The following is a 17,299-nucleotide window of genomic DNA, read 5'->3' on the forward strand; positions in this document are numbered from 1 at the left end:
CGGGGGTGGTGGTCCCTCCGCGGCCGGGCAGGGGCTGTGGTCCACCAGGGCCCGGGGTCCGGCCGGCCCGTCCGGTGGACCGGCCGACGGATCGTCCGGCCCGGCGCGCCGCCGTGGCCCGCCCGGGGCCCGATGATGCGGGCATGCGCCCGACCACGTCCCGCAGCCCGGACCCAGCCGGTGCGAAGAGGCCCCGAGGACGGCTCGGCGTCGCCCGGACGCGGCCGGAATTGCATTCCTCGTTTTATTGAACCCCTCGTGTTCATGACGGTAGGTTCGGCCCATGTCCGCCTCCCCGAGAGCGACCACCGCCGAGGAACTGCGCGGTGCCGGCCTGCGCGTGACGGCGGCCCGCGTCGCGCTGCTGGAGACCGTCCGGGACGGTGACCACCTCGGTGCCGAGGCGATCGCCTCCCAGGTCCGCGATCGTCTGGGCCACATCTCCCTGCAAGCCGTCTACGAGGCCCTGCACGCGCTGACCGCCGCGGGCCTGGTGCGCCGTATCGAGCCGGCCGGCCACCCGGCCCGGTACGAGGGACGCGTGGGCGACAACCACCACCACATCGTGTGCCGGTCCTGCGGAGCCGTCGCGGACGTCGACTGTGCCGTCGGCGACGCGCCCTGCCTGACCGCCTCCGACGATCACGGCTTCGTCATCGACGAGGCCGAGATCGTGTACTGGGGCCTGTGCCCCGGCTGTTCCACCGGCCGCAGTTCCTGAGCACCGAGTCCCGCACAGTTCGGAAGGATTGCCATGACTGAGAACCACGACGCGATCGTCACAGACGCGAAGTCGCAGGAGGGAAGCGGCGGCTGCCCCGTCGCGCACGACCGGGCCCTGCACCCGACCCAGGGCGGCGGCAACCGCCAGTGGTGGCCGGAGCGGCTCAATGTGCGGATCCTCGCCAAGAACCCGGCCGTGGGCAACCCGCTCGACGAGGGCTTCGACTACGCGGAGGCCTTCAAGGCCCTGGACCTCGCCGCCGTGAAGCGGGACATCGCCGAGGTGCTCACCACGTCGCAGGACTGGTGGCCCGCCGACTTCGGCCACTACGGCCCGCTGATGGTCCGGATGGCCTGGCACAGCGCGGGCACCTACCGCATCAGCGACGGCCGCGGCGGCGCCGGCTCCGGCCAGCAGCGCTTCGCCCCGCTCAACAGCTGGCCGGACAACGGCAACCTGGACAAGGCCCGCCGGCTGCTGTGGCCGGTCAAGAAGAAGTACGGCCAGAGCATCTCCTGGGCCGACCTGCTGATCCTCACCGGCAATGTCGCCCTGGAGACGATGGGCTTCAAGACCTTCGGCTTCGGCGGCGGCCGGGAGGACGTCTGGGAGCCGGAGGAGGACGTCTACTGGGGCCCCGAGACCACCTGGCTGGACGACAAGCGCTACACCGGCGACCGCGAGCTGGAGAACCCGCTCGGCGCCGTCCAGATGGGCCTGATCTACGTCAACCCGGAGGGCCCGAACGGCAACCCGGACCCGCTCGCCGCGGCCCGTGACATCCGTGAGACGTTCCGCCGCATGGCGATGAACGACGAGGAGACCGTCGCGCTGATCGCCGGCGGCCACACCTTCGGCAAGACCCACGGCGCCGGCCCCGCCGACCACGTCGGCCCCGACCCGGAGGCCGCCGGCCTGGAGGAGCAGGGCCTCGGCTGGCGCAACACCTACGGCACCGGCAAGGGCGCGGACGCCATCACCTCCGGGCTCGAGGTGACCTGGACCAGCACGCCGACGCAGTGGAGCAACGGGTTCTTCAAGAACCTCTTCGAGTACGACTACGAGCTGGAGCGGAGCCCGGCCGGCGCCCACCAGTGGGTGGCCAAGAACGCCCCGGAGACCGTCCCCGACGCGCACGACCCGGAGAAGAAGCACCGCCCGCGGATGCTCACCACCGACCTGGCGCTGCGCTTCGACCCGGTCTACGAGCCCATCTCCCGCCGGTTCTACGAGAACCCGGAGCAGTTCGCGGACGCCTTCGCCCGCGCCTGGTACAAGCTCACCCACCGTGACATGGGCCCGAAGTCGCTGTACCTCGGTCCCGAGGTCCCCGAGGAGACCCTCCTCTGGCAGGACCCGCTGCCCGAGCGCGAGGGCGAGCTGATCGACGACACCGACATCGCCGTGCTGAAGACCAAGCTGCTCGACTCGGGGCTGTCCGTGTCCCAGCTGGTCACCACCGCGTGGGCGTCCGCGTCCACGTACCGCGCCACCGACAAGCGCGGCGGTGCCAACGGCGCCCGCATCCGCCTCGCCCCGCAGCGCGGCTGGGAGGTCAACGAGCCCGACCAGCTGGCCCAGGTGCTGCGCGTTCTCGAGGGCGTCCAGCGGGACTTCAACGCCTCGTCCGGGGCCAAGAAGGTCTCCCTGGCCGACCTCATCGTCCTCGGCGGTGCCGCCGCCGTGGAGAAGGCCGCCAAGGAGGGCGGCTTCGAGATCGAGGTGCCCTTCACCCCGGGCCGGGTGGACGCCGGCGAGGAGCACACCGACGCCGAGTCCTTCGAGGCGCTGGAGCCGGCCGCGGACGGCTTCCGCAACTACCTGGGCAAGGGCAACCGGCTGCCCGCCGAGTACCTGCTGCTCGACCGGGCCAACCTGTTGAACCTGAGCGCCCCCGAGACGACCGTGCTCGTCGGCGGTCTGCGCGTCCTCGGCGCCACCTACCAGCAGACGCAGCTCGGCGTCCTCACCAGGACGCCCGGTGTCCTCACCAACGACTTCTTCGTCAACCTGCTCGACATGGGCATCCAGTGGAGGGCGACGTCCGAGGACCAGACCGCCTTCGAGGGCCGGGACGCGAGCACCGGGGAGGTGAAGTGGGCCGGCAGCCGGGCCGACCTCGTCTTCGGCTCCAACTCCGAGCTGCGCGCCCTCGCCGAGGTGTACGCGAGCGACGACGCCAAGGAGAAGTTCGTGAAGGACTTCGCCGCCGCGTGGAACAAGGTGATGAACGCGGACCGGTTCGACCTGTCCTGACCGCGGCGCCCTGGCCGGCCCGGCCCGGCCCGGGCTGATCTGCCCGTCCCGCTCCGGACGGCCCGGCCTGGGCCGGCCTGCCCGCCTGGCCCGACCGTCCGGCCAGGACCGACCTGCCCGACCGTCCAGCCTGCCGGACAGCGCGTCCGGGTCCGCCCCTCGGGGCGCACCCGGACGCGCTGCCTTGCGCACGCGCCGGGTGGCGTCAGCGGCCGAGGACCGCCGCGCCCGCCTGCGCGTACCGCTCGTCCAGGTCGCCGGAGGGGGCGCCCGCGACGCCGATGCCCGCGACCGGTGCGCCCTTCGCGGTCACCGGCGTGCCGCCCGCGAGGAACAGCGTGCCCGGGATGTCCTTCAGGTTCGGCGCCTGCGCCAGCCGCTTGGCCAGCTCCGAGGTCGGCGCGTTCCAGGAGACGGCGGTGTACGCCTTGCGCTCCGCCGACTCGTACGACTGCGGGCCGGCGCCGTCCCCGCGCAGGGTGACCACCGTGTTGCCGTCGCGGTCGACGACGGCCACGGACACCTGCCGGCCGTCCTTCTCGGCCGCCGCGAGCGCGGCGCGCGCCGCCTTGGTGGCCGCGTCCACGGACAGGTGCGTGCTCTGGGTCAGCTCGCCGCCGCGGGCCGCCACGGGCACGGCGGCGGGCGTGGCACCGGTGGAGTCGGCGGCGCTGGCGGCGACCGTGCCGACGACGCCGGCCCCGACGACGGCCAGGGCGGCACCGCCCACCAGGACACGGGTACGGCGGGCCGGCTTCTTGAGAGTGGGCATGCTGAGGAACCTTCCGGTAGAGCCTTGGGCGGGAGGCGGAACCGCGTCCCGCAACCGATCCTGGTGCCGGACGGGGCCGCGTCCCGTCGGTGGACCGGTCGTCCCGGGGGTCATCCGATCGGATGACCCCGCACCCCTCGCACCCGGGCACAATGAAGGGTGTTTGCCCAGTTCAGCGCGGAGCCGAGGGAGGTGCCGGAAGTGGCCGCAGCCGAGCGCGACGACACCCGCGCCCTCACGGTCGTCATGCACACGGCGTTCTTCGTGCTGCTGTCCGCGTCCGTCGCCCGCTATCTGGCCCGGCACGCCGAGGGACCGCACACCCCCTGGGTGATCGCCCTGTCCGTGCTGCTGGCCGTGCTCTACGTCCTCGGGCCCGCCCTCGGCACCCGCCCCACACCGGGCCGGCTGACCTGGCTCGGCCTGGTCGTGGCTGCCTGGGCGCTGCTCGTCGTCCTCGCCCCGAGCTTCGCCTGGTGCGCGGTCCCGCTCTTCTACACCGGCCTGCGCACGCTTCCGCCGCGCGCCGCGATTCCCCTGGTGGCCCTGCTGACCGCGCTCGCGGTCGCCGCCCAGCTCGGCCTGGCGGGCTGGCCCGACCCGAACGTGCTGCTGGCGCCGCCCGCGGTGGCCGCCGTGGCCACCACCGTGTTCGTCGTCATGCAGCGCCAGGCGGTCCGCCGGGACGCCCTGATCGACGATCTGGTCCGCACCCGGCGCGAACTGGCCGCCACCGAGCGCCGCGAGGGCACCCTCGCCGAACGCGAACGGCTCGCCCGGGAGATCCACGACACCCTCGCCCAGGGCCTGTCCAGCCAGCGCATGCTGCTCCAGGCCGCCGACCGGCTGTGGGACACCGCTCCCGGCACGGCACGCGACCACGTCCGCACGGCGGCGGCCATCGCCGAGCGCAGCCTCGCCGAGGCCCGCCGCTTCGTGCACGACCTGACCCCGGCCGACCTCGCCGAGGGCGGCGGCCTGCTCCGGGCCCTGCACGCCGTCGCCGAGCGGGAGAGCACACCGGACCTCACCGTGCGCGTGCACACCGAGGGCAGCCCGGCCGAGCCGCTGCCCGCCCCCGTGGAGTCCGCCCTGCTGCGCATCGCCCAGGGCGCCCTCGCCAATGTCCGCGAACACGCGGCGGCCACCACCGCCATCCTCACCCTGACCTGCCTGGACGACCAGATCGTGCTGGACGTCGCCGACGACGGCCGCGGCTTCGACCCGTACCCCCCCGCCGGGCCCGCGCCCGCCGGCGGGGAGCGCGGCCACGGCCTGCCCGCCATCCGCGCCCGCCTGCGTCAGCTGGGCGGCACCCTCACCATCGAGTCGGCACCGGGCGAGGGCACGGTCCTGTCGGCGGCGATCCCCCTGGAGCCGAGATGACCCGCACCCCCGCACCGGCCGCCCGGACACCGGTGCGCATCCTCGTCTGCGACGACCACGCCGTGGTCCGCGCCGGACTGCTGGCGCTGCTGCACAGCGCGCCGGACATCGAGGTCGTCGGCGAGGCGGGCAGCGGCGAGGAGGCGCTCGCGCTGGCCCGCAGGACCGCCCCGGACGTCGTGCTGATGGACCTGCAACTGGGCGAGGGCATCGACGGCGTCGAGACCACCCGCCGGCTGCGCGCCGAGCCGCCCGCCCCGCACGTCCTGGTCCTGACCACGTACGACACCGACGCCGACGTCACCCGTGCCGTCGAGGCGGGCGCCACCGGCTATCTGCTGAAGGCCGAGCGCGCCGAGGACCTGTTCACGGCGATCCACGCGGCGGCCCAGGGCCGCCCGGCGCTCTCGCCCCCGGTCGCCGACCGAGTGATGTCCCGGCTGCGCAACCCGCGCCCCGCCCTCACCCCCCGGGAGCGGGACATCCTCGCCCACCTGTCCCGGGGGCTGTCCAACCACGCCATCGCCCGCGCCCTCTACATCAGCGAGGCCACCGTCAAGACCCATCTGCGCCGCATCTACGACAAGCTCGGCGTGGACACCCGGGCGGGCGCGGTCGCGGTGGCGAAGGAACAGCGCCTGCTGTCCTGAGCGCCCCGGACGTGCTGTCTCCGCTGTCTCCTATCTCCGCAATGCCTCGAACGCCTCCCGCCCCGCCGCGCCGATCGCCAGGTCGATGTCCGGCGCCAGCCCCGCGCGGCGGGTCGCCCGGGTGAGCGCCGCCATCGCCACCCGCTCCCCGGAGTCCGCCTCGACGACCCCGATCTCGTGCCGCAGGTGCAGGAATGTGCCGGTCTTGCCGCTCCACCGCAGCGTGTCCGCGCGCAGCTCACCCGCCAGCCGCTGGGTGAAGACCTGGTGTCCCATCAGCCGGCGCAGCTCGGCCGTCGCGGAAGGAGCGGAGATCTCGTCGTGCCACACCCGCTGGAGCAGGCCGACGAGTGCGGCGGCCGTGCCCGCGTTGGCGTGTGCCGGGTCCAGGGTCTCGATGGTGTGCCGGCCCGTCCCCTCGTCCCGGACGGCCAGTTCCAGCGCGAGGGAGAAGTCGTTCCCGGCGGCCCCGGCCGCGCACTCGTACAGGTGGTTCATCCGGTGCCGCAGCCGGATCCCGTCGCACCCCCAGGCACACAGCCGGGCGTCGGCCTCGGCCGCGGGCACCAGGTCGAACAGCGCGTCCGCGGCGGCGTTGTCGCTCACCGACAGCATCAGCAGGAGCAGATCGCCGACGGCCACCGTGGCCGGGTGCCGGAAGGCGGCGAGCCCGGTCGGGCCCACGCTGCTGGTGCGGGGGTCCACCGGCACCGGGCGGGCCGGGTCCAGCTCGCCGGCCGCGATCCGGTCCAGCACCACCAGGGCGAGCGGGACCTTGGCCACCGACGCGAGCGGCACCGGCTCGTCCGCGTCGAAGCCGAGCTGCTCACCGGTGTCCAGGTTGCGGGCGAGGAAGGAGCCGCGGACGCCCAGCGCCGCCCAGTCCGCGGCGATGGTCTCGGCGACGGCCGGCAGGGAGCCGTCGCCGGTGTACACGGGGTGGCGCGCCGCCCCGCTCATCCGCGCGCGGCCAGCCGTGCGGGGGCGTCCGCGCGCCCGGTCCCCGGCTCCGGTCCGCCGTCCCTGCGGGGTACGGCGCCCAGCGCGGCGGCGAGCAGCGCGGCCAGCCAGTGCGGCACGGCCGCCGTGCCGTCCCGGCCCGGGGCGGCACGCACGTCGTAGCCCCGGTGCAGGGCGGGATCGGCGAACGGTGTCCAGTGGGCGCCGTGCTGCCGGGCGAACGGTTCGGCGCACAGCAGCAGCGCGTGCCCGGCCAGGGTCTCGGCGAGCGCGGTGGCCGCCGCTCCGGCCGGCCGGATCCGCTCCTCGGGCAGCCCGGCGCGCGCGGCGGCCCGCGCCAGCCGGTCCTCGAAGCACGGCACCTGGTCCTCCGCCAGCAGCAACAGGGGCGGCACGGCGGCATGTCGGGCGTCCCGGCCGCGGCGGGGCCGCAGCTCCTCCAGGTGGAGCGTGCGCCGCGGGGCGGTGCCGTCCGGCACCGGCGCGGACGCGAGCCCCAACGGCACCCGCAGCGCGGCCTGTTCGGGAGCGGTGCGCACCAGGGCGTAACTGAGCGAACCGTCGGCCAGGCCCGACACCCGTTCTGGCGGGGGGAGTTCGCGCATGCCGAGGGTGATCCCGTGCTCGCCGCCGGTGCGCAGGGCGCGGGCCAGTGCGGCCGGGTCGCAGTGCGCGGGGACGCCGACGGGGCGTACCCGCGAGCGCCGGGCCGAGCGGGCGACCTGCCGCAGCCGCTGGGCCCGGTCCAGCACGTCGCGGGCGTAGGGGAGCAGCAGCACCCCGAGTTCCGTGGTCTCGATCTGCCGCCGGGACCGGTCGAACAGCGCGCCGCCGAAGTGCTCCTCCAGCGTCTTGACGCGGCGGCTCAGCAACGGCTGGGCGATGCCGAGCCGGTCGGCGGCCCGGGAGAAGCCCGCCTCCTCGGCCGTCGCCACGTACGCCTCCAGGTGTGCCAGCAGATCCACCCGGCACTCATATCAATAAGGCATGGGAACGTCAAAGTTTCCTCTTGGACATGGACACCCCCGTCCTGTTTCGCTGTCCCCGTCGAAGACCGGCACCGACGACGTACGTCCCGGAGGAGTACGCCCATGTCCCGTACGCCCATGTCCCCCACGCCCTTCACCCGTGCGACCGCATCCGACGCGACCGCACCCGCACCCGCCGGTCCCGTTCCGCTGCCGCGCCGCCGCCTGCTGCGGGCCGGACTCGCCCTCACCGGCGCCGCGATGGCCGCGACGGCCCTCTCCTCGCCCGTCGCGTCCGCCGCCCCGGACTCCGCCGCGCGGGCCGGCCGGGCCGAACTGGCCGAGCTGGAGCGGCGCTACGGCGCCCGGCTCGGGGTGTACGCGCGCAACGTCCGCACCGGGCGGACCGTGGCCCACCGGGCGGGGGAGCGGTTCGCGATGTGCTCGACGTTCAAGGCGTTCGCGGCGGCGGCGGTGCTCCGCGACCACGGCGACCGCGCTCCGCTGGAGCGGGTGGTGCACTACCCGCCGCACGACATCATGCCCAACTCCCCGCGCACCGAGGAGCATCTGGCGACCGGCATGACCGTGGCCGCTCTGTGCGCGGCGGCGATCCAGTACAGCGACAACGCGGCCGGCAATCTGCTGCTCCGGGAGCTCGGCGGCCCGGCCGGACTCACTCGCTTCTTCCGGTCGCTCGGCGACACGGTGAGCCGGCTCGACCGGTGGGAGCCGGAGCTGAACACCGCGATCCCCGGGGACGCGCGGGACACCACGACACCCGCGGCGATCGCCGGGAGCCTGGAGCGCCTGGTCCTGGGCCGGGCGCTGGACCGGACCGGCCGGGAGCGGTTCACCGGCTGGCTGAAGGGCAACACCACCAGCGACGAGCGGTTCCGCAAGGGGCTGCCGCCCGCCTGGGCCGTGGCGGACAAGACCGGGACCGGCGACTACGCGACCGCCAACGACATCGGCGTGGCCTGGACGACCCGGGGGACCCCCGTGGTGCTGGCCGTCCTGTCGGACAAGAGCGAGCCCAAGGCCCCGGTGGACCAGGCGCTGATCGCCGAGGCGGCGGCCGTCGTGGCCCGCACCCTGGCCCCCGGCGAATAACACCGCTCCCCGTATTCATGTTTCTGAATATGAATCATCTACGCGACTGTTGACGCGTGCATGCCGTCTCCCTACCGTCGGGAAGGTCCAGAAGGAAAGCGCTTTCCGGTCACCGTTCACCATGCCATGGCCGACCGCCGTGTTCACCCCTCTGGACCGCTCGCATCCGCACAGCCGAGTCAACCCGCAGGGAGACAAGCCGATGCAACTCAGACCAGCCATTGCGTGCGCCGGGCTGCTGACCGGTGCGCTCGTCGCGCTGTCCGGCACCACGGCCCAGGCCGTGACCACCCGGTACGAGGCCGAGAGCGCCCCAGCGGTCTGCACCGGGACCATCGACTCCGACTGGACCGGCTACTCCGGCAGCGGATTCTGCAACGCCACCAACACCACCAGCGCGTATGCCCAGTTCACCGTGAACGCCGCGAGCGCGGGCACCGCGACGCTGAACATCCGCTTCGCCAACGGCTCGGCCGCCGCCCGCCCGGCCACCCTCGCGGTCAACGGCACCACGGCCGCCACCGTCTCCTTCGAGACCACCGGCGCCTGGAGCACCTGGGTGACCAAGACGCTCACCGTGCCGGTCAAGGCGGGCGGCAACACCGTCCGTCTCACCCCGGCCACCGCCGACGGCCTGCCCAACCTCGACTACCTCGACGCCGACGTGGCCCCGGCGGCGACCGGCAACGCGCTCTACGTGTCGCCGGCCGGCACCGACGGCGCGGCCGGCACGGAGTCGGCCCCGACCACGCTCACCTCGGCCCTAGGCCGGATCACCCCCGGTGGCACGATCTACCTGCGCGGCGGGACCTACCACCCGTCCTCCACGGTCACCGTCCCGGCCGGCAGCGACGGCACCGCCGCCGCCCGCACCACTCTGACCGCCTACCCGGGCGAGAAGCCGGTCCTGGACTTCTCGGCGCAGACGGAGAGCCCGTCCAACCGGGGCATCCAGCTTTTCGCGAACTACTGGCGGCTGTCCGGCATCACCGTCCAGCACGCCGGGGACAACGGGATCTACGTCGGCGGCAGCAACAACGTCGTCGAGCGCGTGGTGACCGCCTACAACCGGGACACCGGACTCCAGCTCGGCCGGATCGCCTCCACCACCCCCAGCTCCCAGTGGCCGTCGAACAACCTGATCGTCAGCTCCGAGTCGCACGACAACGCCGACTCCGACGGCGAGGACGCCGACGGCTTCGCCGCCAAGCTGACCACCGGCACCGGAAACGTCTTCCGCTACGACGTCTCACACCACAACATCGACGACGGCTGGGACCTCTACACCAAGACGGACACCGGCGCCATCGGCCCGGTCACCATCGAGTACTCCCTCTCCTACGACAACGGCACGCTGAGCGACGGCACCGTCAACACCAACGGCGACCGCAACGGCTACAAGCTCGGCGGCGACGACATCCCCGTCAACCACGTCGTCCAGCACAGCATCGCCTACAAGAACGGCCACCACGGGTTCACCTACAACAGCAACCCGGGCACCATGACGATCTCCGGCAACGTCGGCGTCGACAACGCCGAGCGCAACTTCTCGTTCGACAAGGGCACCTCGGTGTTCCGTGACAACACCTCCTGCCGGTTCTCCGGCAGCGGCTCCAATGACAAGACGGTCGGCAGCGCCGACAGCTCCAACCAGTTCTGGACCGGCACCAACGGCTCCCGCTGCTCCTCGTACGCGGGCGCCCTCGGCTGGTCCTTCGCCTCCGACGGCCGCCTCGCGGTGACCTTCGGCGGCAGCGTCGTCAACCCGTAACCGGCGCGGGGCAGCAGCCGGAAGAGCGGGACGCCGTACGGTACGGCGTCCCGCTTCCCGTCGTTCAGCAGCGGGAGCCGGTCTGGGTGAGCAGGCCGAGCCGCCACGGCAGGCTGTTGTAGTCACCGCTCGCGGCCGGGTCCATGCCCTGGTACAGGTAGCGGAGCCCGCACGCCGGGATGGTCAGCGTCTGGTCGTAGCCGGCGCGGATCATCTCGCCGTGGCTGATGTCCTTCGTCCAGGTGCCCGACGGGAAGGTCACGTTGCTCGCCCGGGCGAACGGATTGCTCTCGGAGTCGGCCAGCGGGGACCAGGAGCCGGCCAGGCTGGAGGAGGTCCAGGAGCGGAAGTAGCGCCGTCCGTCGGAGCCGATCGCCTCCACCAGCATCAGGTACTGGTCGCTGCCCTTCACCTTGTAGACGTTGCTCGCCTCGAACAGGGCGTACCTGTCGGAGTCCTGGGCGGCGATGACGGTGTTGGTGAACCCGTTCGGGAACTGGCGGACGGTGGTCTGCGAGCGGTAGAGGTGCCCGTTGTCGTCGGAGGAGAACAAATAGCAGTTGACGCGGTCGCAAATCACCCACATGTCGACCCAGTAGCCGTTGCCGATGTTCTGCTTGATGATCTCCGGCATCTCGGGGTAGAAGTCGCGCGGCGCGCTCCAGCCGTTCGGGTCGGAGATGTCCTTGTTGGTGGAGTACGACGCGTTGCCCGTCTGGTAGACGAGGTACCAGAGCTTCTGCGGCGCGTAGTAGAACACCTGGGGCGCGGCCCGGTACCCGCTGCCGATGGCCGTGCGGTCCAGGTAGTAGTGGGTGGCCGAGCCCGCCTGCGACCAGTCCTTGAAACTCAGGTAGACGAGGTTGTAGCCGGAGGCGCTGGCCACGCTCGCGAACACGTGGTACTTGCCCTTGTAGCGGACGACAGACGGGTCCTTGATGCCGGCGATGTCGTGCGTCGCGTCGGACTTGGGCGCGATCAGCTGCTCGCTGGACGACCAGGTGAAGCTGGACGGCAGTGTCTTGTGCCCGGCCGGCGCGGCGGACCCGGAGCCGAGCGCGGACAGCACCGCGCCGTACGCGGCCTTCTTGTTGCCCGCGCCGTCGAACAGCAGCGGGTTCTCGCCGCTGCGCCAGGAGTCGCTGTCCCGGATGCCCCACACCGTGATGCCGGTACAACGGGCGACGTTCCGGCACGCCGTGACCGTGTCGGCGTACGCGGTGGCCGGCGCCTGCGCGATGTCCAGCTCGGTGATCTGCACGTCCACGCCGAGGGCGGCGAAGTTCGCCAGGGTGTTCCGGAAGCTCGCCGGCGGCCCGGAGGTGCCGAAGTGGCTCTGGAAGCCGACGCAGTCGATCGGCACGCCGCGGGACTTGAAGTCGCGCACCATGCGGTACACGGCCTGGGTCTTGGCGTCCGACCAGTTCTCGATGTTGTAGTCGTTGTAGCAGAGCTTGGCCGCGGGGTCGGCCGCGCGGGCGGTGCGGAAGGCGTCCTCGATGTAGCCGTCGCCGAGGACGTTCTGGAAGACGGAGGCCCGGCGCGCCCCGCTGCCGCCGTCGGCGAACGCCTCGTTCACCACGTCCCAGGCGTAGACCTTGCCCTTGAAGTGGGCCGCCTCGGTGGTGATGTGGTCGCGCATCACGGTGCGCAGCGTGGTGGCGTCGGTGATCGCGCCGACCCAGCCGGGCAGTTGGGAGTGCCAGACCAGGGTGTGGCCCCGCACGCGCTGTCCGTGGGCGACGGCGTGGCCGACGATCTGGTCGGCGGCGGTGAAGGTGAAGGAGCCCCGGGTGCGTTCGGTGGCGTCCCACTTCATCTCGTTCTCGGGTGTGACGGCGTTGAACTCCCGGTCCAGGATCGTGCTGTAGGTGCCGTCACCGAGCCGTCCGGCGGCCACCGCGGCGCCGAAGTACCGCCCGGACCGTTCGGCCTGGGCGCCGAGGGTGTTCGCCTGTGCGGGTGCGGGCCGGGCGTCGGCCGTTCCGGTCACCGCGAGGGTGGCGGCGGCGAACGCGCCCACGAGGGCGACCAGGCGCCTGCCTGACCACGGGGGACGTTTCATGGTTCTCCTCGTACGGTCGATCGTGCGGGCTATGTCATGGGCCTGACACACCGAGGCACCGTTTCGCCTGTTCGGTATGACGAACAATGATCGGCTGTCCGGATGACCTGGATGATAAGAGGGGGTGGCGGGTCGTCAACACCCCTCGCATCATTCGGGATTGGCAACGAAATCTTTCGGGGACTCAGCCGACCCGGTCGTCCGGGCAGACGGGCTGTGTCTCCAGGTCCGCCGTGGCAAGCAACTCCGCGATCAGCTCCGCCGAGCCGCCGACGTAGGTGCTGACCAGGTCCACGTCCCCGCCCAGCACCCAGGCCCGGTCCTGCGGCCACCACAGGTCGGGCAGTTCGGCGAACTCGTCCAGGGACACCGGGGAGACGGCGTCGGCCAGCCGGCCGGCCAGCAGGACCTCATCACGACCCGGCGTCCCGAACGTCGGGAACCGGCCCCAGTCCCAGCTGCCGTACCCGTGCCAGAGCCCGAACCAGCACCGCTCGGGCGTGCCGGTGTGCCGGGACAGCACGGGCAGCAGCGCCCCGGCGACCTCCGGCGGGGTCGGACCCTCGGCGGGGCGCTCGTCCCACACGCCGGGCAGGCCGGGGCCGGATGCGCCGAGGTGGTCCTGAGGTGCCCCGATGACCTCGTGCCAGCGGCTGCCGGGCGTCACCCGGGTGCCCTGCGCGGCGGCCACCGCCGACCAGCGCACCGGCCGCTCCCCGAGCCGGGCCGGGTGCAGGATCCGCGCGTACGCCGCGAAGCCCGGCGCGGCGACGCCCGCCACCGTGCCGAAGGCGCCCTGCCCCGGGCCGTGTGCGGTGAGCCAGTCGGCGGGGGAGAGGTCGTCCGCCCGTACCCGCAGGTGTCCGTACCACTCGGGTGCGGGCGGTCGGCCGGCCAGGGAGAAGTCGTTCACCCGCCCCAGTCTGCCCGAGCGGGCCGGGGCCGGGGCCCCGGCCCTTGTCTCAGGAGGTCACCGAGGGCTGGTGGCCGCCGTACGGACGCGTGATGATCTCCATGCCGTGCCCGGCGGGATCCTTGAAGTACAGGCCCCGGCCGCCGTCGTGCCGGTTGATCTCGCCCGGCTGCCTGCCGTGCGGATCGGCCCAGTAGGTGATCCCGGCCGCCCGGATGCGGGCGAAGGCCGCGTCGAACTCCTCCTCGGAGACGAGGAAGGCGTAGTGCTGCATGACGATCGACTCCGCCGGGATCGTGGCGAAGTCCAGGGTCACCCCGTTGCTGGTGCCGACGGGGACGAACGGGCCCCACTCGGGCCCGGTCTCCAGATCCAGGATGTGGGCCAGGAACTCGGCGGACTCCCGGTTGTCCCGGGCGTGGACGATGGTGTGGTTCAACTCTACTGACATGAGTGGAATGCCTCCGCGGGCAATCTCACGGGCACCTCCATGCCTCACCCGGACGGTGACCGACACGCGATGCCGTGCGCCGATCCTATCGGACCGCTCCGGCCGGCCCCCGGTGCGTCACATGTCCGCCGGTCACCGTCAACACCGCGGGCGCGTCGGTGAGTTCGCCGACGGGCGCGTGCACGGGGTCGACGGCCAGTGCGGTCAGGTCGGCACGGAAGCCGGGCGCGATCCGGCCGGCGACGGCGGCCTCCCCGGCAGCCGCCGCGGCGTGGCTGGTGCAGCCCTCCAGCGCCTGCGCCGCGGTCAGCCCCGGCCGGTGCGCGGCGGCGCCCTTTGGCCGGCGGGCCGTCGCCAGCACCGCCCGCACGTCGTAGTGCGCGATGGGCCAGTCCGAGCCGAGGGCGACCGTGGCCCCGGCCTCCCGCAGATCCCGCAGCCGCCAGGCGCGCCCGGCCCGGTCGCCGCCCAGCCGGCGCGACCACTCGTCGCTGCCGTCGTCGCGGGTGTAACCGGTGTGCGGCGGCTGGAGCGAGGCTGCGACACCCAACTCGGCGAAACGCGGCAGGAGTTCGTCGGGCGCGGTCTCGATGTGCTCGATCCGGTGCGCGCCGTGCCCGCCCGGACCCAGCGAGGCCACCGTGTCCAGGACGTGCCGGACGGCGGCGTCCCCGATGGCGTGCGTGGCGGTACGCACCCCGGCCGCGTGCAGGACGCGGACGGCCTCGGCGTACGCGTGCGGGTCCGGCCAGAACGCGTCGGTGCCCTGGCCGTGGCAGTCGGGGTGGTCCAGCCAGGCGGTGCCGCCCTCCACGGTGCCGTCCATGAAGAACTTGACCCCGCCGACCACCCAGTGCCGGCCGCCCCGGCCCTGCGCCCCGATCAGCTCGTCCAGCGCGTCGGCGTCCGCGCCCGGCATGCACCAGGGCGCGAACCGCAGCCGCACCGGCAGCACCGTCTCCCGGGCCACCGCCTCCACCAGCTCCAGGTCACCGCCGTCCATCACATGGGCGCCGGTCAGCCCGGTCGCGGCCATGGCGGACAGCAACTCCAGCAGCCGGGCCCGGCGTTCACCGTACGACGGCCGGGGCGCGACGGCGGTGACCAGGTCCATCGCCGCGTGCTCGACCAGATGCCCGGTGGGCCGCCCCGAGGCGTCGCACACCACCTGGGCGCGCTGGTCGAAGGCGCGCGGCCCGGACACCCCGGCGGCGGCCAGCGCGGGCCCGTTGGCGAGGGCGGAGTGACCGTCGTACAGGCGCAGGAAGGCCGGGGTGCCGCCCAGCACGTCCGCCACCAGCTCATGGTGGACGGCACGGCCCTGGAAGGCGTTGTGGTCCAGCCCGTAGCCGATCACCCAGCCCTCGATCCGCTCGGCGCGGGCGAGCGCCGCGCGCAGCCCGGCTAGGTCCGTCACGCCGGACAGATCGGTGCCGGTCGCCATGTCGAGCCCCCACACCGGGTGGCTGTGCGCGTCGGTCAGGCCCGGCACCAGGTGGGCGCCGCGCAGATCGACGACCTCGGTGCCGGGGCCGCGCCAGTCCCGTACGTCGTCCGCCGTCCCCACGGCGGCGATCAGCCCGTCGCGCAGGGCGACGGCCGTGGCGGTGGGACGGGCCGGGTCCAGGGTGCGGATCCGGGCGCCGGTGAGAATGAGATCGGCGGTGGGCATGCCGGGAACTCCTGTGCGGAAGAGGGTCATTTGGCGGGTTCGGTGCCGAACGAGGCGTACACGCCCGGTCGGTTGCGGCGCAGCCACCAGGCGAGCGGCAGACCGAGGAGGAACACGGCGGGTGCCACGGCGGCGAGCACGACGTTCACCGTCTGCGGCGCGCCGGTGAACAGGTCGATGTGGGAGACCACCAGCACGATCGCGGTCGCCAGCAGGACGGCGGCGAGGGCCGGTGCCAGCACCGTGCGCACCCGGCCCTCGGTGTGCCGTACCCGCCGGAAGTAACGGAACACGGCGAGCGCGGCCAGCAGCTGGAGCAGCAACAGGCCGATCATCCCCGGGGTGTTCACCCACAGCAGCAACTGCTGGTACGGATCGGCGCCGGCGGCCCAGAAGGCCAGGACGACCACGGCGCCGAGGACGGTCTGCGCCACGCCCGCGAGATACGGGGAGCGGTGCCGGGGGTGGACACGGCCGAGCCGACGGGGCAGCACGCCCTCCTCGGCCAGGGCGAGCGCGTAGCGGTTGATGGCGTTGTGGAAGGCGAGCAGCGAGGCGATGACGCTGGTGACGATGAAGACGTGCATCAGGTCGGCGGCCCAGCCGCCCACATAGGTGGTGATCGCGGTGAAGAAGAGCCCCGCCGGGTCCTTCCCGGCGGCCTGCACGACCCGGTCGTCCCCGAACGCCTGGACGGCGATCCAGACGGTGAAGGCGTAGAACAGGCCGAGGAAGCCGACGGCCGCGTAGGTGGCGCGCGGGACCGTGCGCGCGGGATCGCGGGCCTCGCGGCGGTAGATGACCGTCGACTCGAAGCCGGTGAACGCGGCGAACGCGAAGGCGAGGACGGCCGCCGTGCCCGGCACGAACACATGGGCCGGGGCGAGCGAGGACAGGGAGAGGCCGTGCGCGCCGCCCCGTACCAGCACCCCGCCCGCGAGCAGCACCAGTATCCCGGTCTCGGCGACCAGCAGGACCCCGAGGAGCTTGGCGCCGAAGTCGATCGAGCGGTAACCGCCGTAGCCGATCAGCACCAGGCCGGCCAGGGAGACCGGCAGCCAGGGCACGCCGGCGCCGAAGAGGGCGTGCACGGTGTCGCGGGTGGTGGTGGCGAGGAGGCCGTAGACACCGATCTCCATGCCGTTGTAGCCGACCAGGGCGAGCAGGGCGGCGCCGACTCCGGCGGGGCGGCCGAGTCCGCGGGTGATGTAGGCGTAGAACGCGCCGCCGCTGGTGACATGGCGGCTCATGGTGGTGAAGCCGACGGCGAAGACGGCGAGGGTCAGCCCGGCCAGCAGATAGCCGACCGGCGCGCCGACGCCGCCCAGCAGGAGGGCGAGCGGGGCGACCCCGGCCATGACGGTCAGGGGGGCGGCGGCGGAGACGACGAAGAAGGCGATGTCGGCCGTGCCGAGGGTGCCGGACCTCAGGCCGGGCGCGTCGGACGGCGCGTCCTCCTGGGGGAGTTCGGTGGTGCTCACGGACATGCGGGAGGCCCTTCTGGCAGCGGAGGGGAGGGGGTCCCGTTGGTGGGGCAGCGGGGTTCGCGGCACCGGCGGGCGCGGCCGGGGTGGGCCGTGGGGGCCGGCGTCTCACGG

The 17,299-nt window shown here is 73.2% G+C and carries 14 protein-coding genes; 6 read left to right on the forward strand and 8 right to left on the reverse strand.

Features of this window, described 5'->3' with window-relative positions:
• Positions 1-283 precede the first annotated feature (283 nt).
• Both AB0E62_RS01850 and katG read left to right on the forward strand, forming a co-directional pair.
• Complete coding sequence (locus AB0E62_RS01850; RefSeq protein ID WP_362186516.1) at positions 284-721, forward strand: Fur family transcriptional regulator; 438 nt, start codon at positions 284-286, stop codon at positions 719-721.
• A 33-nt stretch (positions 722-754) separates the two neighbouring features.
• Complete coding sequence (katG, locus tag AB0E62_RS01855; protein WP_362186519.1) at positions 755-2,980, forward strand: catalase/peroxidase HPI; 2,226 nt, start codon at positions 755-757, stop codon at positions 2,978-2,980.
• 205 nt (positions 2,981-3,185) lie between these two features.
• On the opposite strand, the gene AB0E62_RS01860 is transcribed toward katG, so the two are convergent.
• Complete coding sequence (locus AB0E62_RS01860) at positions 3,186-3,752, reverse strand: heme-binding protein (protein WP_362186521.1); 567 nt, start codon at positions 3,750-3,752, stop codon at positions 3,186-3,188.
• A 246-nt stretch (positions 3,753-3,998) separates the two neighbouring features.
• On the opposite strand from AB0E62_RS01860, the gene AB0E62_RS01865 reads away from it, so the two are divergent.
• Both AB0E62_RS01865 and AB0E62_RS01870 read left to right on the forward strand, forming a co-directional pair.
• Positions 3,999-5,138, forward strand: a complete 1,140-nt coding sequence (locus tag AB0E62_RS01865) for a sensor histidine kinase (protein WP_362186950.1) — start codon at positions 3,999-4,001, stop codon at positions 5,136-5,138.
• Positions 5,135-5,788, forward strand: coding sequence for a response regulator transcription factor (locus AB0E62_RS01870; RefSeq protein WP_362186524.1), 654 nt, complete (start codon positions 5,135-5,137; stop codon positions 5,786-5,788). Before AB0E62_RS01865 ends, AB0E62_RS01870 begins: the two co-directional genes overlap by 4 nt.
• Positions 5,789-5,818: 30 nt before the next feature.
• Here the strand turns inward: AB0E62_RS01870 and AB0E62_RS01875 are convergent, their stop codons facing one another.
• Together AB0E62_RS01875 and AB0E62_RS01880 are read right to left on the reverse strand one after the other, a co-directional pair.
• Positions 5,819-6,748 (reverse strand): serine hydrolase, encoded by a 930-nt coding sequence (locus AB0E62_RS01875; RefSeq protein WP_362186525.1) that lies wholly within the window; start codon positions 6,746-6,748, stop codon positions 5,819-5,821.
• Positions 6,745-7,713: a LysR family transcriptional regulator gene (locus tag AB0E62_RS01880; RefSeq protein ID WP_362186527.1), complete on the reverse strand. Its 969-nt coding sequence runs from the start codon at positions 7,711-7,713 to the stop codon at positions 6,745-6,747. The genes AB0E62_RS01875 and AB0E62_RS01880 overlap by 4 nt, the downstream gene beginning before the upstream one ends.
• Positions 7,714-7,977: 264 nt before the next feature.
• Between AB0E62_RS01880 and bla the strand changes: the two genes are divergently transcribed.
• Positions 7,978-8,829: a class A beta-lactamase gene (gene bla, locus AB0E62_RS01885; RefSeq protein ID WP_362186953.1), complete on the forward strand. Its 852-nt coding sequence runs from the start codon at positions 7,978-7,980 to the stop codon at positions 8,827-8,829.
• A gap of 202 nt (positions 8,830-9,031) precedes the next feature.
• On the forward strand, positions 9,032-10,600 hold the full coding sequence (locus tag AB0E62_RS01890; protein WP_362186529.1) for a carbohydrate-binding protein: 1,569 nt from the start codon (positions 9,032-9,034) through the stop codon (positions 10,598-10,600).
• Positions 10,601-10,664: 64 nt separating this feature from the next.
• Here the strand turns inward: AB0E62_RS01890 and AB0E62_RS01895 are convergent, their stop codons facing one another.
• From AB0E62_RS01895 to AB0E62_RS01915, 5 genes are all read right to left on the reverse strand, one after another.
• Complete coding sequence (locus AB0E62_RS01895) at positions 10,665-12,665, reverse strand: non-reducing end alpha-L-arabinofuranosidase family hydrolase (protein ID WP_362186532.1); 2,001 nt, start codon at positions 12,663-12,665, stop codon at positions 10,665-10,667.
• A gap of 184 nt (positions 12,666-12,849) precedes the next feature.
• Entirely contained in the window at positions 12,850-13,578 is a 729-nt protein-coding gene (locus AB0E62_RS01900) for a hypothetical protein (RefSeq protein ID WP_362186534.1), read from the reverse strand.
• Positions 13,579-13,627: 49 nt separating this feature from the next.
• A complete protein-coding gene (locus AB0E62_RS01905) occupies positions 13,628-14,029 on the reverse strand; it encodes a VOC family protein (protein WP_362186537.1) in 402 nt (133 codons plus the stop codon).
• Positions 14,030-14,114: 85 nt separating this feature from the next.
• Entirely contained in the window at positions 14,115-15,701 is a 1,587-nt protein-coding gene (locus tag AB0E62_RS01910; RefSeq protein WP_362186539.1) for an amidohydrolase, read from the reverse strand.
• Between the two features lie 26 nt (positions 15,702-15,727).
• Entirely contained in the window at positions 15,728-17,188 is a 1,461-nt protein-coding gene (locus AB0E62_RS01915; RefSeq protein WP_362186542.1) for an APC family permease, read from the reverse strand.
• Positions 17,189-17,299 lie beyond the last annotated feature (111 nt).

Origin of the sequence: Streptomyces sp. NPDC038707, assembly GCF_040636485.1 — a bacterium.
Lineage (GTDB): Bacteria > Actinomycetota > Actinomycetes > Streptomycetales > Streptomycetaceae > Streptomyces.